A 15,485-nucleotide genomic window follows, 5' to 3' on the forward strand; every position below is an offset into this window, starting at 1 on the left:
AACCCTGTTGCTTTTATATCGTTATATATATTGATATAAAAGCACGTAAGGCAGCAACTTCATAGGTGAGCATGATGCAGACCGACCCGTTTGAGCACATTGCGCGAAAACTTGCCGCTCTTGCCGCAAAACCCGACACCAGCTTTGCGCTGCGACGATACCTTCAGTCTTCAGCAGACCGGGACATTGTCGATGTCATGAACGAAATCGATTGTCTGGCGCGCATCCTCGCTGAACACGCGCCAGAGGGCAGGGAGCCTTAGCCCCCGATCCTTTTGACCGGAATGCCCAGCTTGCGGGCTTTGTCGACGAGGTTCTCGTGAATGCCGGAGCCGGGGCAGGCGATGATGCCTTTCGGCATGGTCTTCAGGAGTTGATCGTTGCGCTTGAAGGGGGCCGCTTTGTTGTGGGATTTCCAGTCGGGCCGGAAGACCACCTGGGTGACGCCGCGGTTCTCTGCCCAGAGGCTCGCGATACGTTCTGCTCCGCTCGGTGTGCCGCCATGCAGCAGGATCATATCCGGATATTTCTCTCTCGAGCCGTCGAGGATCGTCCAGATCGCGTCGTAATCCTGATAGTCGCCGCCGGTGAAGGCGATGCGGGTGCCCTCGGGGCAGTGGATTTCGTTTTTCTTGCGGCGCTCTGCGGAGAGGAAGTTGCGGCTGTCGACCACCGAGGCTGTAAGGTTCTTGTGCGATACCCGCGATCCTGATCTTGGCATCCAGATCGAACCGGTCTCCGTGTGGAAATGGGCGGCTGAGGCGTCCCGCATCGCCTCATAGGCGTCCCGGTGCTCGACAAGTTTTTGTCCACGGTCGAGCTTGCGCTCCAATTCCAGGCTTTTGACCTCTGATCCGTCCTGACATCTCACCAGGTCGCGTTGTTCGCATTCATTCTCATCGAGCTGGCGCTCAAGGCGCGTCAGGCGGCGATGAAAGATGTTGGTGAGCGACCAGAGCATCTCTTGCAGATCCTCTTCGAGCTGTGTGTCGGCGAGAAGCATGTGGCTTGCCTCGACCATGGCGGTGATGGCGGCCTCGGTCTGGTCCTCTTCGGGCAGGGGGCGGTGATCATGTTCGTCTGCGGGGGGGGTCGCGCCGTAAAGGGCGAGATCGTCGAGGACGCTGGCTGTGGCGCTTGAGGCGGGGGTGAAGGTGGAAGATGCGAGGGTCATGGGCTTGGGTCCTTTTGTTGGCTTTGGGTTTCGTCCTGATCCGATTTGGATGGGGCGATAACAGGACCGTCAGCAGCCCGGCTGCACCCGCAGGGCCGTAGCACCGCGCAGGACGGGCAGGGCGCGAAAATTTGTCCCGCGAGGAATGGGCGCGCCCCGCGCCCAGGGGAAATTTACGGGGTCTGCCCGTTGCGGCTGGGATGAGGGCGCCTTTGCGCCCGACCTGCCGGTCCATCGACCCGGACATCCAAACGGAACAGGACGTCAACGCCGCGGCCTGAAGGGCCACGCCCTGTCCCTCCCTGCCTTCCGGCACCCCTTATGAGGGCCAGAGATCATGCTCGGAGGCTTGTGCGTCGATGAGGGCCACCAGCCGACGACGCAGTTCCGTGACGCCGCACTCGGCTAAGTCCAGATTGAAGTCGTTTCGCTCCGGAGTCAGGACAACCGGTTCGATCCCGTCCGCATCGGCGCGATCTGCAAGGCGGAATGCGGCGCGCGCGCCGGTCTTGTCATTGTCGCGCGCGATCCAGAGGCGCTGGATCGAAGATGGATAGTTGAATGCGGCGAGATGGTTTGCTGTCAGGCAGGAGACCAAAGCCGCGCTTGGTAGCGCCGTGCCGACGGACAGGGTGTTCTCTAACCCTTCGCCGACGAGAAGGTCGGTGCAGTTGGCCCATTTGCCGAACCGGACCCCGTTGCCATGCAGGCGGCCCAGCACACGTTTCGGAGCCTCGATGTCGGCCAGACTACCCGTCTCGAAGTTGAGAAAGACGCGCGAACATCCGGTGACCCTGCCCGCGTTGTCCGTGATTGCGGCGAGGAGCGCCGGGATTTCCAGACGTGTGCCGTCCTCGGCTCTGAGATAGACGCCCCGATGAAACGCGAGCGCCGGTCCGAACCGGGCGATACCGCGACCGCGCAGATAGGCCTCGGCCAAGGTGTTATTGATTGGCCCGCCATAAGAAAACAATCGGCGTCCTGCCGCCTGACGATTTGAAACCGCTGCCGGTTCGTCACGGCTCGGCCCGTCATTTGGCATCACGGGTGCCTCGCCGAGATAGTCAGTGGCCTGCCGCAACAGGTCTGGGTAGGCCACCGGCTCAAGCTGATGTTGCAAGAGATCGAGCAGGTCGCCATATTCCCCCGTCGCATGATCCACCCATTTTCCGGCTTGCCGTCCACCATGGGCTTTAAGCCGTACCGCAAGGCTGCGTCCCCTGGCGCCGGTGACGTCCGCCATCTGCCAGAAATTGCCGACCTTGCGCCCATTCGGAAACCAGTACCGGCAGAACGCTTCCGTGTCTCGGGCGAGACCGCTTGCAATCGCACCCGGATCCAGCTTTGCAAACCTGGTCATGCCGCACTTCTTTCTCCGGTTCCGGCCGCCGTGATCTTGTGTCGCGTCATGATCTGGTCGACGACATTGGTATCATCTGTCGGGACGAACAGCCGCGTCGCCCAGGAGATGATCTCGGTGAAGCATCCCATCGCCTTGTAGCTTTCCAACGCGGCACCATTGTAACCAGTGAGTTCCAACCGATACGCGCTCATCACCCGCGACCGGCGCAGAGTGAGACCGCCGGAGAGCGGCAGGCTTTGGCCACGTTTGAGGACGGCATCGAAGATTTCAGCGGCGGTGAGCTCGACCGAACAATCCAACCCAAGGGCGGCATAGACATTGGCCATCTGGTCCTGCGTCACCATACGTCCGATGGCGCGTTCACCGTCCTCGGTTTGCAGGCGATAGATGCGCATGTTGTCGGTGGGCAATCGGTCCCAGATTGGCAGCAACAGGCCCGAGATCAGAGTAAGTTTCGAGATGGACGTTTCCGGCACGGCGTCGACTTCTTTCGACCACGCCCGTTCGAACTCGAAGTCGTTGACCTCCTCCCAATGGGAGGCTGGCAGTTCGAGCTCCAGCATCCGGTCGGTCGCCATAGGGCGGCGCAACTCGACCCGGGCGATCGGTTCGCCCTCTTCGGTCATCAGGCTGGAGGTCGGTACAAGCACAGCCGCGCGTTCGGATTTTCGATTGAGCATCAGCCGCGCGCTCGACGATCCCATGCAGAACTCCTTGACCTTCTCGAGGGAGAGCGGATGGTTGCGGTCTGTACGCTCAACGGTCAGGGCCGTCGCGGTCGCACCCGTGGCCGCGTGCTCAAAGATCACCTTGCGGTCGATGATCTCGAATTTCTCGGCGCGCAGTGTCTCAAGGCCGACTTCATAGGTGCCCGCCGCGCTCGCATCATCAATGATGGCTTCGAGCAAGCCACCGAAACACTCAAAGATCGCATCCTGCATGTCGATGGTCAGGGCCAAACAGCGGTTGAGGAATTGTTGGATCGGCGGCAGTTGCTCTTTCAACGTGCCATCGCCGTCCATCAGCGAAAGTCCCGTCATCTCCTCGAACCGGGTCTGCGAGCAGGCGCTGATCCGGCCTTTGGTCAGATCCCAGAAGAAATTGCGCAGCGCCTTGCGGGCATAGGCACTTTCGAGATTGTCCTCGGCGCGGAACATGTTCTGCCCGCCAGTCTCGCGCTGCCCCTTGGTGATCGCCCCGAGCGTGTCCAGCCGCCGTGCAATCGTCGACAGGAATCGCTTTTCGCCTTTGACGTTGGTGGCACAGGGACGGAACAGCGGCGGCTGCGCCTGATTGGTCCGATTGGTACGCCCCAGACCCTGGATCGCGTTGTCTGCCCGCCAGCCGGGTTCCAAGAGGTAATGCACCCGCAGCCGCTGGTTCTTCACGCCGAGATCAGCATGGTAGGACCGCCCCGTGCCGCCCGCGTCCGAGAAAATCAGGATGCGCTTGGCATCATCCATGAAGGCCTGGGCCTCACCGATGTTGGACGACCCCGGCCGGTTCTCGACCTTCAACCGTTGATCCCGCGTGCGGACGATGCGCCGGGAACGTCCTGTGACCTCGGCGACCTGATCCTTGCCGAAATGCCAGAAGATCTGATCCAGCGCGCCTTGCACCGGTGCCAAAGCTCCGAGCCGTTCGACCATGGCATCGCGTTTGCGCGCAGCCTCGCGGCATTCGATCGGGTTCCCGTCACCATCAAGCGCCGGCCGGGATTTGAGATTGCCATCCTCATCCGTGTAGGGTTCAAACAGCTGGGTCGGAAAAGAATGCATCAGATAGTCGACTACATATTCGCGCGGTGTGATGTCGACATGCAGATCATGCCATTCAGAGGCCGGGATCTGCGCCAGCCGACGTTCCATCAACGCCTCACTCGTCGAGACGATTTGCACAACCGCCGACGCGCCGTTCTGAAGATCGCTCTCAATGGATTTTATCACGCTCGGGCATTTCATCGCGGTAATCAGATGGTTGAAGAAACGCTGCTTGTTGCTCTCAAAGGCAGAGCGCGCCGCAGCTTTCGCCTGAACGTTGAGCGTGCTGCCGTCTGCCGTGACGCCGACTGCCTCGAGCGCCGCTTCCAGATTGGTATGGATCACCTGGAACGCCTCGGCGTAGCTGTCATAGATATCGCGCTGTGCCGGTGTCAGTTCATGCACCAGCATTTCATATTCGACGCCCTCATAGGACAGGGAGCGCGCCAGATAGAGACCGAGGGCTTTCAGGTCGCGCGAAATAATCTCCATCGCCGCGATCCCGCCCGCCTCCATATCCGCGATAAACTGTTCGCGCGTGGCAAAGGGTGAATCTCCGGTTGCCCAGAGACCGAGGCGAGAGGCGTAGGCAAGATTGCCCACAATGGTCGCGCCAGTCGCCGAGACGTAAAGCACGCGCGCATCGGGCACGAGGTTCTGCAGTTTGAGGCCGGCCAGACCCTGTTGCGACGCCTTCCTGTCGCCCCGCCCGCCCTCCTTGCCCTTCTCACCGGCGGCGTTGGCCATGGCATGGGCCTCATCGAACGCGATCACACCGTCGAAGTCTTTTCCAAGCCAGGCCGTGACCTGATCGAGCCGCGAGGCTTTGAGGATGTCGCCCTGTTGACGCTCGGCCGTGCGCAGCGTCGCATAGGTGGCAAAGAGGATGCCTTGCTCAAACCTGATCTCGGAACCTTGCTTGAATCGCGACAGGGGCACGATGTCAGTTGCCCGCCCACCGATGGCCGTCCAGTCGCGTATTGCATCCTCAATGAGCTTATCGGATTTGGAGATCCAGACCGCACGTTTTCGACCGCGTAGCCAGTTGTCGAGAATAATGCCTGCGACCTGACGACCCTTGCCGCATCCCGTGCCGTCGCCCAGAAACCAGCCTTTGCGCAGCTGAAATCCGTTTTCAGATTCCGCCTCGCAGGCGACGAGACCCTGGTCTTCGGCGTCATGGCGAAACCAGCTGGAAAGATGTTGCTCATGGGCTTCGCCCGCATAGATGATGCTCTCAAGCTGCGCATCGGACAGCGCGCCATCCGTGATCAGGGATGCGTGGATTTTAGGCCGGTAAGAGGGCGTGGGCGGGGCGACCGAGGCCATGGCCGCCGATTGCACAAGGGCGGTTGGATGCGGTTGGGCGTTCTCGATCGTGATCGACTGGACCTCATAGCCTTCATAGAGCGCTTCGGTGAGCCGGGTTGATTTCTCGGCCCAGACCTTTGGCAGATAGGCGATCTCGCTCGCCTCCATCTGATCAAACGGATGCCGGGCCTTTTCCGCCTCATTGGCACGTATCTGGCTGCGGGCTTTGTCCCGCAAGGATTGGATTGAGGACGAGCGCGCGGATGAGGAAGAGGTAGGGGCCGTTGTCCGATCTGTTGGTTGGTTCTCTCGATCATTCACCAATCGTGACGGGCAATGGGCCTGCACCAGAGCCAGCAGCGCCTGCGAACTTTCGGCCTGTTCGTGGTAGGCGGCGTTCTGATCTTGCGTCAGTCCGCCACGCTTGTCGATGACCGTGAGCCGGGTTTCGGTGGTTGTGCCGTGGCGGGCATAGACGCGGCCTGCGATCGGCGCGGAGAACCGGATCGACGCGCTCTCACTGATGCGTTTGAAGGCGGATCGGAACGCGGTGTTTGCCGGTGAAAAGTTTGCGCCGGACACAACGACCAACCGACCATCCGGTTGCAACCGGTCCAATGAGGAGAGGACATGTTGGCCCATGGCGGGTTTGTAGCGGCCTTCGACACCGGGCGCGGCCGAGAAGGGCGGGTTCATGACGATGATATTGGGCGTAATACCCCCTTCAAGCCGATCATCTATAGAACCGGCATCGTGATGACTTATGGCTGCATCCGGGAAAAGCCTGCTCAACAGATCAGCGCGGGTCTCATCGATTTCGTTAAGGTGAAGTTCGGCGCCCGCCAATTGTGCGTAGATGGCCAGGAGGCCGGTACCGGCTGAGGGTTCCAGTACCACATCGTCTTCCCGGATCTGCGCGGCCTCGGCGACAATCGCAGCCAGGGGCAGTGGCGTCGAAAATTGCTGCAACTTTTGCGACCTCTCGCTGCGGCGGGTGTGTGACAATGCGAGGCCAGCAACCTTTTCGACTACGCCCAAGAACTTTGCGGGCGCGGCGCATTGGCGGCGCATCAGCGCGCCATATTTGAGCAGCAACAGGATCTGCGCACATTCGCCTGCCTCATATCCATCCTTCCAGACCCAGGCACCCGATGTATCAGTGCCACCGAAGGCGATCTCCATGGCGTCGCGGACGCAGGCCTGATCGAGGGCCTTGCCCTGTTCAAAATGCGGAAGAAGATGATTGGCCGCCTGAAGGAGGGAAGCGGCACGCGACGGTGTGATTTCAGCAGGGATATCAGTCATGGGAAAGCTCCGGGTTGAAGGGTTTCGACCCTTCCCGACGATCTCTCTCTCACACCGGGGAGGGCTTGCCCTTCCCAAAACCCTCCCCTTGCTCTTACCGGCAGCATTGCGCCGGATTGCGGGGGAGCAACCCGTGCGGGTCGCTCTCCAGCCCTTATGGCGAGATAGCAGACGGCTACCCCGCCTCCAGCCCTATTCGGTCGCCGCGACTGGTTGGGGATTCAGACCGCTGACATCAATCCGGCCTTTGCCGATTTCGACAGTGATGATCTGATCCTGGCGGCGCAGCCAATAGAGCTCACGATCTATGACGCGGGTGATCGCATTGATTTCTGCGTCAAGGCTCGTTTCCAACATGTTGATCGCAAGGTCCTCGGCCTCGTCGCGGAACCAGCGCTCTTGTTGATCATAGGACCCGGCCTCGGCATCGTCAGATGGGCAGAACAGCGCGTGTTCCAGAAAGTCGACCAGATCGGCGCTCGTCGCCTTTGAAGATTTTGTAACCGCGATATCGACGTCATCGAGCCCCCAATCGTCCTCGCCAAAGATCAGCCAATCGGTCGCCAGGGTCCACGCCTCGGAATAGGTCGCGTCCGCCAAGATGCACTGGATTTCCAACTGATCGGGCCGCTCGGTCATGGTGAGGCGTTTGCCCGGCGCGACACAGAAAGTGTCTGTGTCACCGATAACGCGGTATTCCTTGACCGAAAGTCGGGTCAGCTGTTCATACCACTCATAGCCCGTGAATGCGGGCTTGGGATCATAGAGGCGAGTTTCAACACGCTGCGCGGAGAGCGCATAGGCGAGGTTCTGTTCTTCAATCGCACCGCCCTCACTGTCGTAAATCACATCGTCGGCCGTGATCGTCTTGACCGCACCCAGACTGGTCTGATCACGATCGGCATGGCTGGGTTTGAATTCACGCAACATCATCGCGGCTGGCAGCAGGTCGATGCCAAGCGCGGCTGCGCGCCTGAAATTGTCATAGGAAAGCGAATGTGCCCCAGCCTCCTTGATCAGCTGATAGAAGAGCAGACTGATATGGTTGCGCAAATCGTCCATGAAGGCGTTTTCGACGATCTCTTTTCGCGCCGGGAGAACCAGTTTGAGACTTGCGCAATGGGTGACATCCAGCCGCGCGTAATAGGTCCGGTGGAATTCCTGGGACAGGCTTGGCAATCGCGCATGCAATGTTACGCCATGGAAGTTGATGATTTCGCTGTTGCGGAACCCGACCGTGCTGCTTTCGTAGATGCCAATGCGGATGCCGTTCCATTCCTCAATATACTCGGCATCTGCCAGAAAATCCTTGCGCGAGGCGATGACGCCATCGATCATCACATCTATCGGCAGATACCGCGCGGCGTGGTTGGCGGCCGGGACAAAACTCTCGTTGGGTTTGATGGCGATCAGGATCGTCGTGCCATCATGGTTCGGCGGTCCCTCGCTACACGTGATCGGAACCTCTCCACCGAAGCTCTCGGGCTCCGCGTCTATCATCCAGGACCGGCACGTGCCGTGTTTCTGGGCGATGATCCGCACGCGGCGACCTGCCAGCGAGAAGAACCCCATACCGGCAGCGTCTTCAATCGACTGCACGTCATTCTCCCATGCGCTTTGCCCCAGAGTGAAGAGGTCTCTGGGATCGCTGAGGCCCGGTCCGTTGTCGATCAGGCAGATGACAGGGCCGAGGTCAGGATAGTCGATCTGGCTGACGGAGATCTGTGTCGCACCGGCCCGTCGGGCATTCTGAAAGAGCTCGGCAAAGATATCGTCGAGGGTGGCGTTGAACAGGCGCGATACTTTGGAAATGGCGTCGTCGGCGACGCAGGCGTGAAAGGATGTGGGGTTCTTCATGGCGAGGCTCCTTGGAACGGGGTGACGCCCTCCCGGAAACTCTCTCTCAAACAGGGGGAAGGCTTGCCCTTCCCCAAACCGCCTTTTGCTCTTTGTGGCGGGCAGCCCCCCAGGCGACGCGCACGGGCCGTGTCAATTCACCGACGATTTGGCCTCAGCCAGGCAATAGCCGTCATAGTCGCCAAGAAACCCCCAACATGACGCGACCTCGTCGTCATCTTTTTCGACGATGAATCCGTAACAATTGCCGGTCAGATAATGGTCGTAGGTCTGGACCTCCTGGCGCAGATGGTCGGCGATCCTGGTGCGCAAATTCTTTGAGACGCGGGTGACGCCGTAGTCTTTGCGGATATCGTCCAGCGTCACATAGATATAGCCGACCTGGCCGGAATCCCAAAGGCAGTGAAAGCCCGTCGTGTTCATGGTGATACCGCTGTGATCATAGAGATAGAGCGGCAGGATGACGGCGCGCCTCGACGCCCGCTCGATCAGCGCATTCATCGGCAGGTCGGTGTCGCCATCCAGACCGCAAAGATCGACCAACAGGTCGCGCGGATCTTCGCGGTCATGCTTGTCACCGAGCATGTAACGGCGGTGCCAGCAGGACATTGTACCGAGATTGTCGTAGTCGCGCGGGTTTTCCGGATCGGGATCGGGGACGATCTTGATCGTGTGATCGCGATAGGTCTCTTCATGGATCGGGGTGCCCATCATCGTGCTCCTAGGGTTGTGTGTGAAACGAAAAAGGCCCGCCATACTTGGCGGGCCCTTGGGCCGGATCGTTTGACCTGCCCGTGTCAGGCGGCGGCGTTCTCACCTTTTGGTGATTCTTCAGCGTCGAGCTCTTCCTTGGTCCTGAGGTTGAAATAGAGGTTTCCGGTGGCCTTGCTGAAACCGGGAGGTTTGCGCGGTGCCAGACAGCGGACCGACGCGTTGCAGCCCTCGCCATGTTCCATCGCGAAATGCGTGACCTGATCGACAAGATCGCCCATCCCGGCCGCCGTCAGCTCTTTGGTCGGATAGGTTCCGCCGAAGAGGTCGTATTTGGTCACAACGAAGTTGCCGTCCTTGTGTGCGGGATAGAGGGTAACTTTGAAATCGCAGGGTTTAGCCATTTTCGTGGCCTCCGTGACGGGCGGGACCGGACCATCCGGCCCCTTGTGAAACCCGTCAGCGGGGAAGGGCCGTCCTCGATCATGAGGACGGCCCAGATATCACCAGGCAGTTGCGTGGTTCAGTATTCGGACGGGAACAGAAGCGTCAGAACACGGCGCGTGCGCGCGGGATCGGTCGGTGTCTCCGCGCCGTACTCAAAATTCTCGTCATAGAGATCGAATTTGAACCAGACCCGTTCAGCTTCGACCACGAGCACGCCCATCTCGTGCAGCCCGTAGGGATCACTGTTGGCATCAAAGGCATCAAAGGCGACGAGCGCTTCGATGAGAGCTGTGCGGAATTCGTCGCTCCGGGCAGCGATGCCTGCCGTCATGACGAGCTTACCGGGCGGAACACCGGCCAATTTGACAGATCCGGTGATAGACGTTCGGAACGCATCGTTCTGTTTTGCAATGATCGCGGCCGTCGCGGGATTGGTCACGTCGTCTTCGGCATGTGGGGCATCGCTTTGAGGTTCGTGGTTCATGGTCTTTCTCCTGTGCCGGAACGGCCGACCCATTCGGCCCGAGGTTTCCCGACAGTCGGACAGGACCGCCCCCGACCCTTCAGAGGGCTGGGAGCGATCCAGAGTATTGATGGTTTGGTGACTGGTCAGGCCGCGTCGGTCATGAAGGCGGGCAGGGCGTCTGATCCCGCCGAAGTCGCCTTGGCATCGTCCTCATCCGAGTCCGGTGTCGCGTGATCAGTCTCCGCTTCGCCAAACGCCATTCCGTCTGGAAGCCAGCGAGATGTCTTCGTAGCGGTCTCCGCTGTCAGACCGGCGGCCTCTTGCGGTGTGTCGCAGAACGCCTGCTCCATGGATTTTGCGATCTCCGCCTTGCGCAAACCCGACTTGTCGTCAGCCCAGCGGTCGTCGATCAGCGCCTTTGCCGTCTCAAACGCGTGGTCTTTTTTCACACGACCCCAATAGCTATCCGCCGTCGGACGCCAGCAGGCGGCAACATCCACGTTGAGACGGGAACCGATCGCTTCGATCACAACGGTTGCACCGGTATCGTTGGCAAGCTGCTGGTTGAGCGCATAGGCCGCACACCAGGCAAAGATCGCCTGCTTGTCGCGTTCCGGAAGCGCCAACAATTGTTCGATATCTTTCGGCGCTTTAGCCTCCATCCAGGCAAGGTTGAGACCGTCATTGAGCGCGTCAAGCATGCGCGCCGCAACGGTGTCCTTGAGGACCTCGCGCGATCCCGTCGTCATCGCGGGCCGGAGCGAAACGTCCAGTGGTGCACCAATGCCGCTGCGCCCGAACACGCCCCGTGCCATCGTGTAGAGCATGGCATCATAGGCTGCGCTGTAGTCAGCCGCCAAATGCGCCCGCAGGATCTGATGACGCGTGGCCCGCAGATCGTCAGCGAGTGATTGCGGAATACCCTGTGCCTTGCGGGCTGCGGTCGTCGCATCGACTGGCATGTCCGGACGACGCATCGTGGCGGGAAGTTCAATCGCTGGTCCTGCGGGAATGCAGCCATCTTCGTCAGATGTTTCGCTATCCCCGTCATCCGCCGCAATTGTTTCAGCTGGTCTGGGAATGTCTTCTGGTCGCACCAATCCGGTTTCCAGGCGCGGCTCGCCATTGTGACTGATCGTCACGACACATCCGGCGATCCTGTAGTCGTCGTCGGTATAAGCGACGTTGGCCTCTTCGATCGTCTCGATTTCGCGGATGCGATTCCAGATCCGGTCTTCTTCCGCCTGTTGCTCCTCTGTCCACGTCGCCTCATCATAATTGCTTTCCAAGGCGTCCTGGCGCTCCTGCAATGTGGCAAGTTCGGTCGCGAGGTCAGGATCGGGATCGAGCGGTTTGGGATAGACTCGCCCATAGGGGCGAAAGCTATCGTAGTCGGTCTCCAGATGCGCCTCGGTCCATTTCCAGATCTTGGCGGCCTCATCCGCCAGCCCCTGAAGTTTGTCCTGCGCCAGGCTCTCGAGCAGATTTGGATCCTCCAGATGCATAGCGTCGCGCTCAGAAAAGAGGTCCTCAATGACCGATCCACCCGCCTCTTTGTAGGCGTCGATTCCGACGAAGAGGGCGAGTTTGGACGACCCCGAATAGGATTTCTGGGTCAGATGGTTTCGGATCGAATGCGGCGACGGACTGTAATGTTGCTTGACCGCTTCCCAAGCCTCAACCTGACGCGCATGATCGTCGGTCAGTGTGAACGCCATGACGCAATCGAGCGACATCTCACCGTCGCGGAACAGCTGCATGAGGTCCGGTGCGACACTGGCAAGCTTTAGGCGGCGGCGGACGAGATCGTTTGTAATCCCGAACTGCTTTGCGATCTGATCTTCGGTGCGCCCCTTTTTGCGCAGAGCGGCAAAAGCCCCGAACTGATCGGCTCCATGCATCGCCACGCGCACCATGTTTTCGGCAGCGGACGTGTCTTCCGCCTGATCGGATTCCTCGACCGAGCAGGAGACCGGATGGTCGGGCTTGATGATCTTGTCCTCAGCCAGCTTGTTAAGTGCTGCGAGACGCCGCCCGCCGGCATGAACATGGAACTTTGCACCCATCTTGTGGACAATGAGGTTCTGTTTCAGTCCGGTCTCCTTGATGCTGGCATAGAGTTCGGCATCTTCGGCCTCGGTGGCTGATGTCTTGCGGACGTTCTTCGGGCTGAGCACCAGCTTGTTCAGCGGGACCATTTGCGATTCCGCCTCAGGCAGGGCGGTGGTCACGGCGGCCTTGGGCTTGATAGCTGATCTGGATTTGGGGTTGGTCATCGGAAAGCTCCCTTTCGGAGCCGGACCGGGAGAGCCTCTCTCTCCCTTCAAAGCCCGGCAACCCGGGCTTGCCTTCCTCTTCCTCTTCGCGGCACCAGCCACATACACCGACCATCGATCTAAGCCCGCCGTCGGTGCGTTCTGCACTTGGACAGCCTACTTCGCATGGATGGATTTTAACCTCCATTTCGTGGCAAACTGCCGACCGTTATCTTATTACACTACGTCAGCAGAATTCTGAGCTAAACGACATTTCGCTAACCGCCCCAGCGCCTCTCCTGCTCGCTACCGCCCTTTCTGCAGTGGCCGTAGTGGCGATGTTGGTCGAACAATTAACATTCGCGGCCTCGGGTGGAGCGCGTGGTTCTCTCAGTAAGTTGGCTGACGTTGATGTTCTGGGTCTATTACTCAGTTTTCATCATCGCACCGGGCGCAGGCTTCAATTCCCAAAGTGAGGTTTTAGAGAAATCACTTGGGCCACAGAAAAGGGGCTGTGCCAATGTCACGACAAACGCGGATTGCCCCTGCCGAGGGATACAAAAACCCTCGGCAAATGCGATCTCATGGATCAGGCTTCGCTCGCACCAAGCGTGCCGATCTTCAGGTCGATGGTCTTTTCAGTGCCACGGCGCAGGATCTGCAACGCGACTTGTGCGTTTGGTGCTGTTTCTGCGACGGCGCGAGTCAGATCGCGCAGTTCCGATATGTCTTCACCATTGAAGGACAGAATGATGTCGCCCGACTGGAGTCCTGCGGCCTCGGCAGGGCTGTCGCCTGACACGATTTCCACCACTGCGCCACGGGGGCCATCATAACCAAGGACTGAAGCTACTTCGTCAGACATGGGCTTGATCTGAACGCCTAACCAGCCGCGCGTGATCGTTCCGTCATCAGCAAGATCATCGACAATCCGCTGAACCATGTCGGAAGGAACGGCAAAGCCAATACCCACCGAACCGCCGTCCGTTGAGAAGATTGCAGTATTGACCCCGATTACTTCCCCGTCCGCGTTGAACAGCGGGCCGCCGGAATTGCCACGATTGATTGCCGCATCGGTCTGGTTGAAGTCGTCATAGGGGCTCGAGTTGCTGTTACGCGACGTGGCGGAAACGATGCCTGATGTCACTGTGCCGCCCAGTCCGAAAGGGTTGCCGACCGCGATGGAGACCTCCCCTCACACTCAGTGCTTGTGCATATTAATTTATGTCACTGTCCATTGTGATAGCCGGTCACCAACACTGCGGCCGCTTTCCCGCTCTACTTCGCTTAGAATTAGCAGTCTCAGATTTTAGCCTATTGTCCCGAAGTCAAAGAACACCGTCAGTCTACATCCTCTATCGTGGCTTAGTGGGTCCGGAATGTTCCCCGAGCATCTGCACCGCCGGTCGGCGGCGCAGATCAGCGTTGGCAGGTGTAGAAGCCACGATATCCAGCGCGCAAGCCTGCATCAAGTTCTAGGACGAGGTTGGCCTCGGTTGGCTCGCCATTGGCGACATTCAGACTGTCCGTCTCATTCGGCGCGCTCAGGCGTATCGTAATGCCCTCCGCCGTCAGTACCCGTCCCGCTTCATCGGCCTCAAGTCGGACCAGATCGCCGCTGAGCTTGACCAATGCCGCCACCGTGCCATCCACACGACCGATGATGACAGATGCAGGGCTTTGCGTGGTATAGTTGAAGGTACAGGCGGCACCATCTGGAAAGAGCTGTGCGATTTCTTGCTGGGTCACAAATTCTGGATCGACGATGGATACTTCTGCGGTCGCAAGCGCATCTTGAAGCGAGACGATCCCCGCTGGGCCATTACTGCTTTCTTCTCTGATTTTACCCGATGCCTCGATTTCATTGATGAGATAGCGCATTTCGGCAATTTCTTTGTCCTGCGCAAAGATGATCTCGTCGGCCAGCTTGCGCACGCGCGCATCTTGGATATTGGCGCGGCCCGATGTCATGATGGCGATGGAATGGTGCGGAATCATGGCGCGCATGTAGCTGGTATCGCCCACAGTGCTCTGGCTGCGCACCAGCCAGAGCGAACCGACAAAGGCAATAATTGCGCCGACAGAGATCGCGGCGTTGATCGCCTTGTTCGAATACATCGACAGCATGAACGCTAGCATGATGATCGCCATCGTGGCGCCCATCAGGATCGCCATGTAGGCGCGGGTTTCGGACCAGAAAATATGGGTCCAGAGGAACGTGTTGAGATACATCAGGATGAACATGACGACCGTCGAGGTCGCGATCATGGCGGCAAATCTCCAGTATGACATGATAAATCCTTTTGTTATCGCATTAAGAAGTTGGGTTTGATGCCCGAAAAGTGAACGTGAAACCAGCTTCCAGCGCTGGAGGGTTCCAAAGTTTTATGAGATTTTTGTGCCTCACAACCCCGGTCAGTGATTGCGCCGTGTCGTGACGAGGAAGATCGTCGAAGCCGAGCAGCTGATCAAAAGAAACCCGTTCAGCGCTTCGATGCCGGCGAGAAATCGAAGATGACCGGTTGGATAAATATCGCCGAGGCCAAGCGACGTGTAGTTCACGACCGAAAAATAGAAGAAATCCATGACCGAATTGACATTTTCCTGCTCGAAACCGCCAATTCCTATCCATTCACCCAGAATGAAGCCAATGGCATACAGGCCAGCTTCGGCGACATGCGCGGTCGCCAAAACATAAAGAGCGACCACAAGACCATGCATGCCTATGATATCGTTGCGGTCGGTAAAGTTCATGGCGAAAGCCATTGCACGCGCATGCAGCACTCCACACAATCCGAAAAGCACGACGGCCAGTAACCACGCTACGATCATGTTC

Annotated in this window: 11 protein-coding genes and 1 pseudogene; 1 reads left to right on the top strand and 11 read right to left on the bottom strand. The window is 59.1% G+C overall.

What is annotated here, in order from left to right; translation table 11 throughout:
• Positions 1–74 precede the first annotated feature (74 nt).
• Positions 75–263, top strand: coding sequence for a hypothetical protein (locus FGD77_RS00810; RefSeq protein ID WP_255005557.1), 189 nt, complete (start codon positions 75–77; stop codon positions 261–263).
• On the opposite strand, the gene FGD77_RS00815 is transcribed toward FGD77_RS00810, so the two are convergent.
• From FGD77_RS00815 to FGD77_RS00865, 11 genes and pseudogenes are all read right to left on the bottom strand, one after another.
• A complete protein-coding gene (locus tag FGD77_RS00815) occupies positions 260–1,174 on the bottom strand; it encodes a DUF2493 domain-containing protein (protein ID WP_108693207.1) in 915 nt (304 codons plus the stop codon). The two genes, FGD77_RS00810 and FGD77_RS00815, sit on opposite strands and share 4 nt — an antisense overlap.
• Positions 1,175–1,493: 319 nt before the next feature.
• On the bottom strand, positions 1,494–2,534 hold the full coding sequence (locus FGD77_RS00820; RefSeq protein ID WP_108693206.1) for a toprim domain-containing protein: 1,041 nt from the start codon (positions 2,532–2,534) through the stop codon (positions 1,494–1,496).
• Positions 2,531–6,913, bottom strand: coding sequence for a strawberry notch family protein (locus FGD77_RS00825; protein ID WP_108693205.1), 4,383 nt, complete (start codon positions 6,911–6,913; stop codon positions 2,531–2,533). Before FGD77_RS00825 ends, FGD77_RS00820 begins: the two co-directional genes overlap by 4 nt.
• A gap of 192 nt (positions 6,914–7,105) precedes the next feature.
• Positions 7,106–8,770, bottom strand: coding sequence for an ATP-binding protein (locus tag FGD77_RS00830; protein WP_108693204.1), 1,665 nt, complete (start codon positions 8,768–8,770; stop codon positions 7,106–7,108).
• 132 nt (positions 8,771–8,902) lie between these two features.
• Complete coding sequence (locus FGD77_RS00835) at positions 8,903–9,481, bottom strand: hypothetical protein (RefSeq protein ID WP_108693248.1); 579 nt, start codon at positions 9,479–9,481, stop codon at positions 8,903–8,905.
• An 86-nt stretch (positions 9,482–9,567) separates the two neighbouring features.
• Positions 9,568–9,885 carry a hypothetical protein gene (locus tag FGD77_RS00840; protein ID WP_108693203.1) on the bottom strand — a complete coding sequence of 106 codons (318 nt, stop codon included), beginning with the start codon at positions 9,883–9,885 and terminating at the stop codon, positions 9,568–9,570.
• A 119-nt stretch (positions 9,886–10,004) separates the two neighbouring features.
• Positions 10,005–10,412: a DUF3768 domain-containing protein gene (locus FGD77_RS00845; protein WP_108693202.1), complete on the bottom strand. Its 408-nt coding sequence runs from the start codon at positions 10,410–10,412 to the stop codon at positions 10,005–10,007.
• 125 nt (positions 10,413–10,537) lie between these two features.
• Positions 10,538–12,817, bottom strand: coding sequence for a ParB/RepB/Spo0J family partition protein (locus FGD77_RS00850; protein ID WP_255005563.1), 2,280 nt, complete (start codon positions 12,815–12,817; stop codon positions 10,538–10,540).
• Between the two features lie 421 nt (positions 12,818–13,238).
• Positions 13,239–13,832 (bottom strand): annotated as a pseudogene (locus FGD77_RS00855) (S1C family serine protease); the annotation flags it as partial.
• Positions 13,833–14,068: 236 nt separating this feature from the next.
• Entirely contained in the window at positions 14,069–14,941 is an 873-nt protein-coding gene (locus tag FGD77_RS00860; RefSeq protein WP_108693199.1) for a DUF305 domain-containing protein, read from the bottom strand.
• A 123-nt stretch (positions 14,942–15,064) separates the two neighbouring features.
• A complete protein-coding gene (locus tag FGD77_RS00865) occupies positions 15,065–15,481 on the bottom strand; it encodes an ion channel (protein WP_108693198.1) in 417 nt (138 codons plus the stop codon).
• Positions 15,482–15,485 lie beyond the last annotated feature (4 nt).

It is taken from the genome of Roseovarius sp. M141 (assembly GCF_024355225.1).
Lineage (GTDB): Bacteria > Pseudomonadota > Alphaproteobacteria > Rhodobacterales > Rhodobacteraceae > Roseovarius.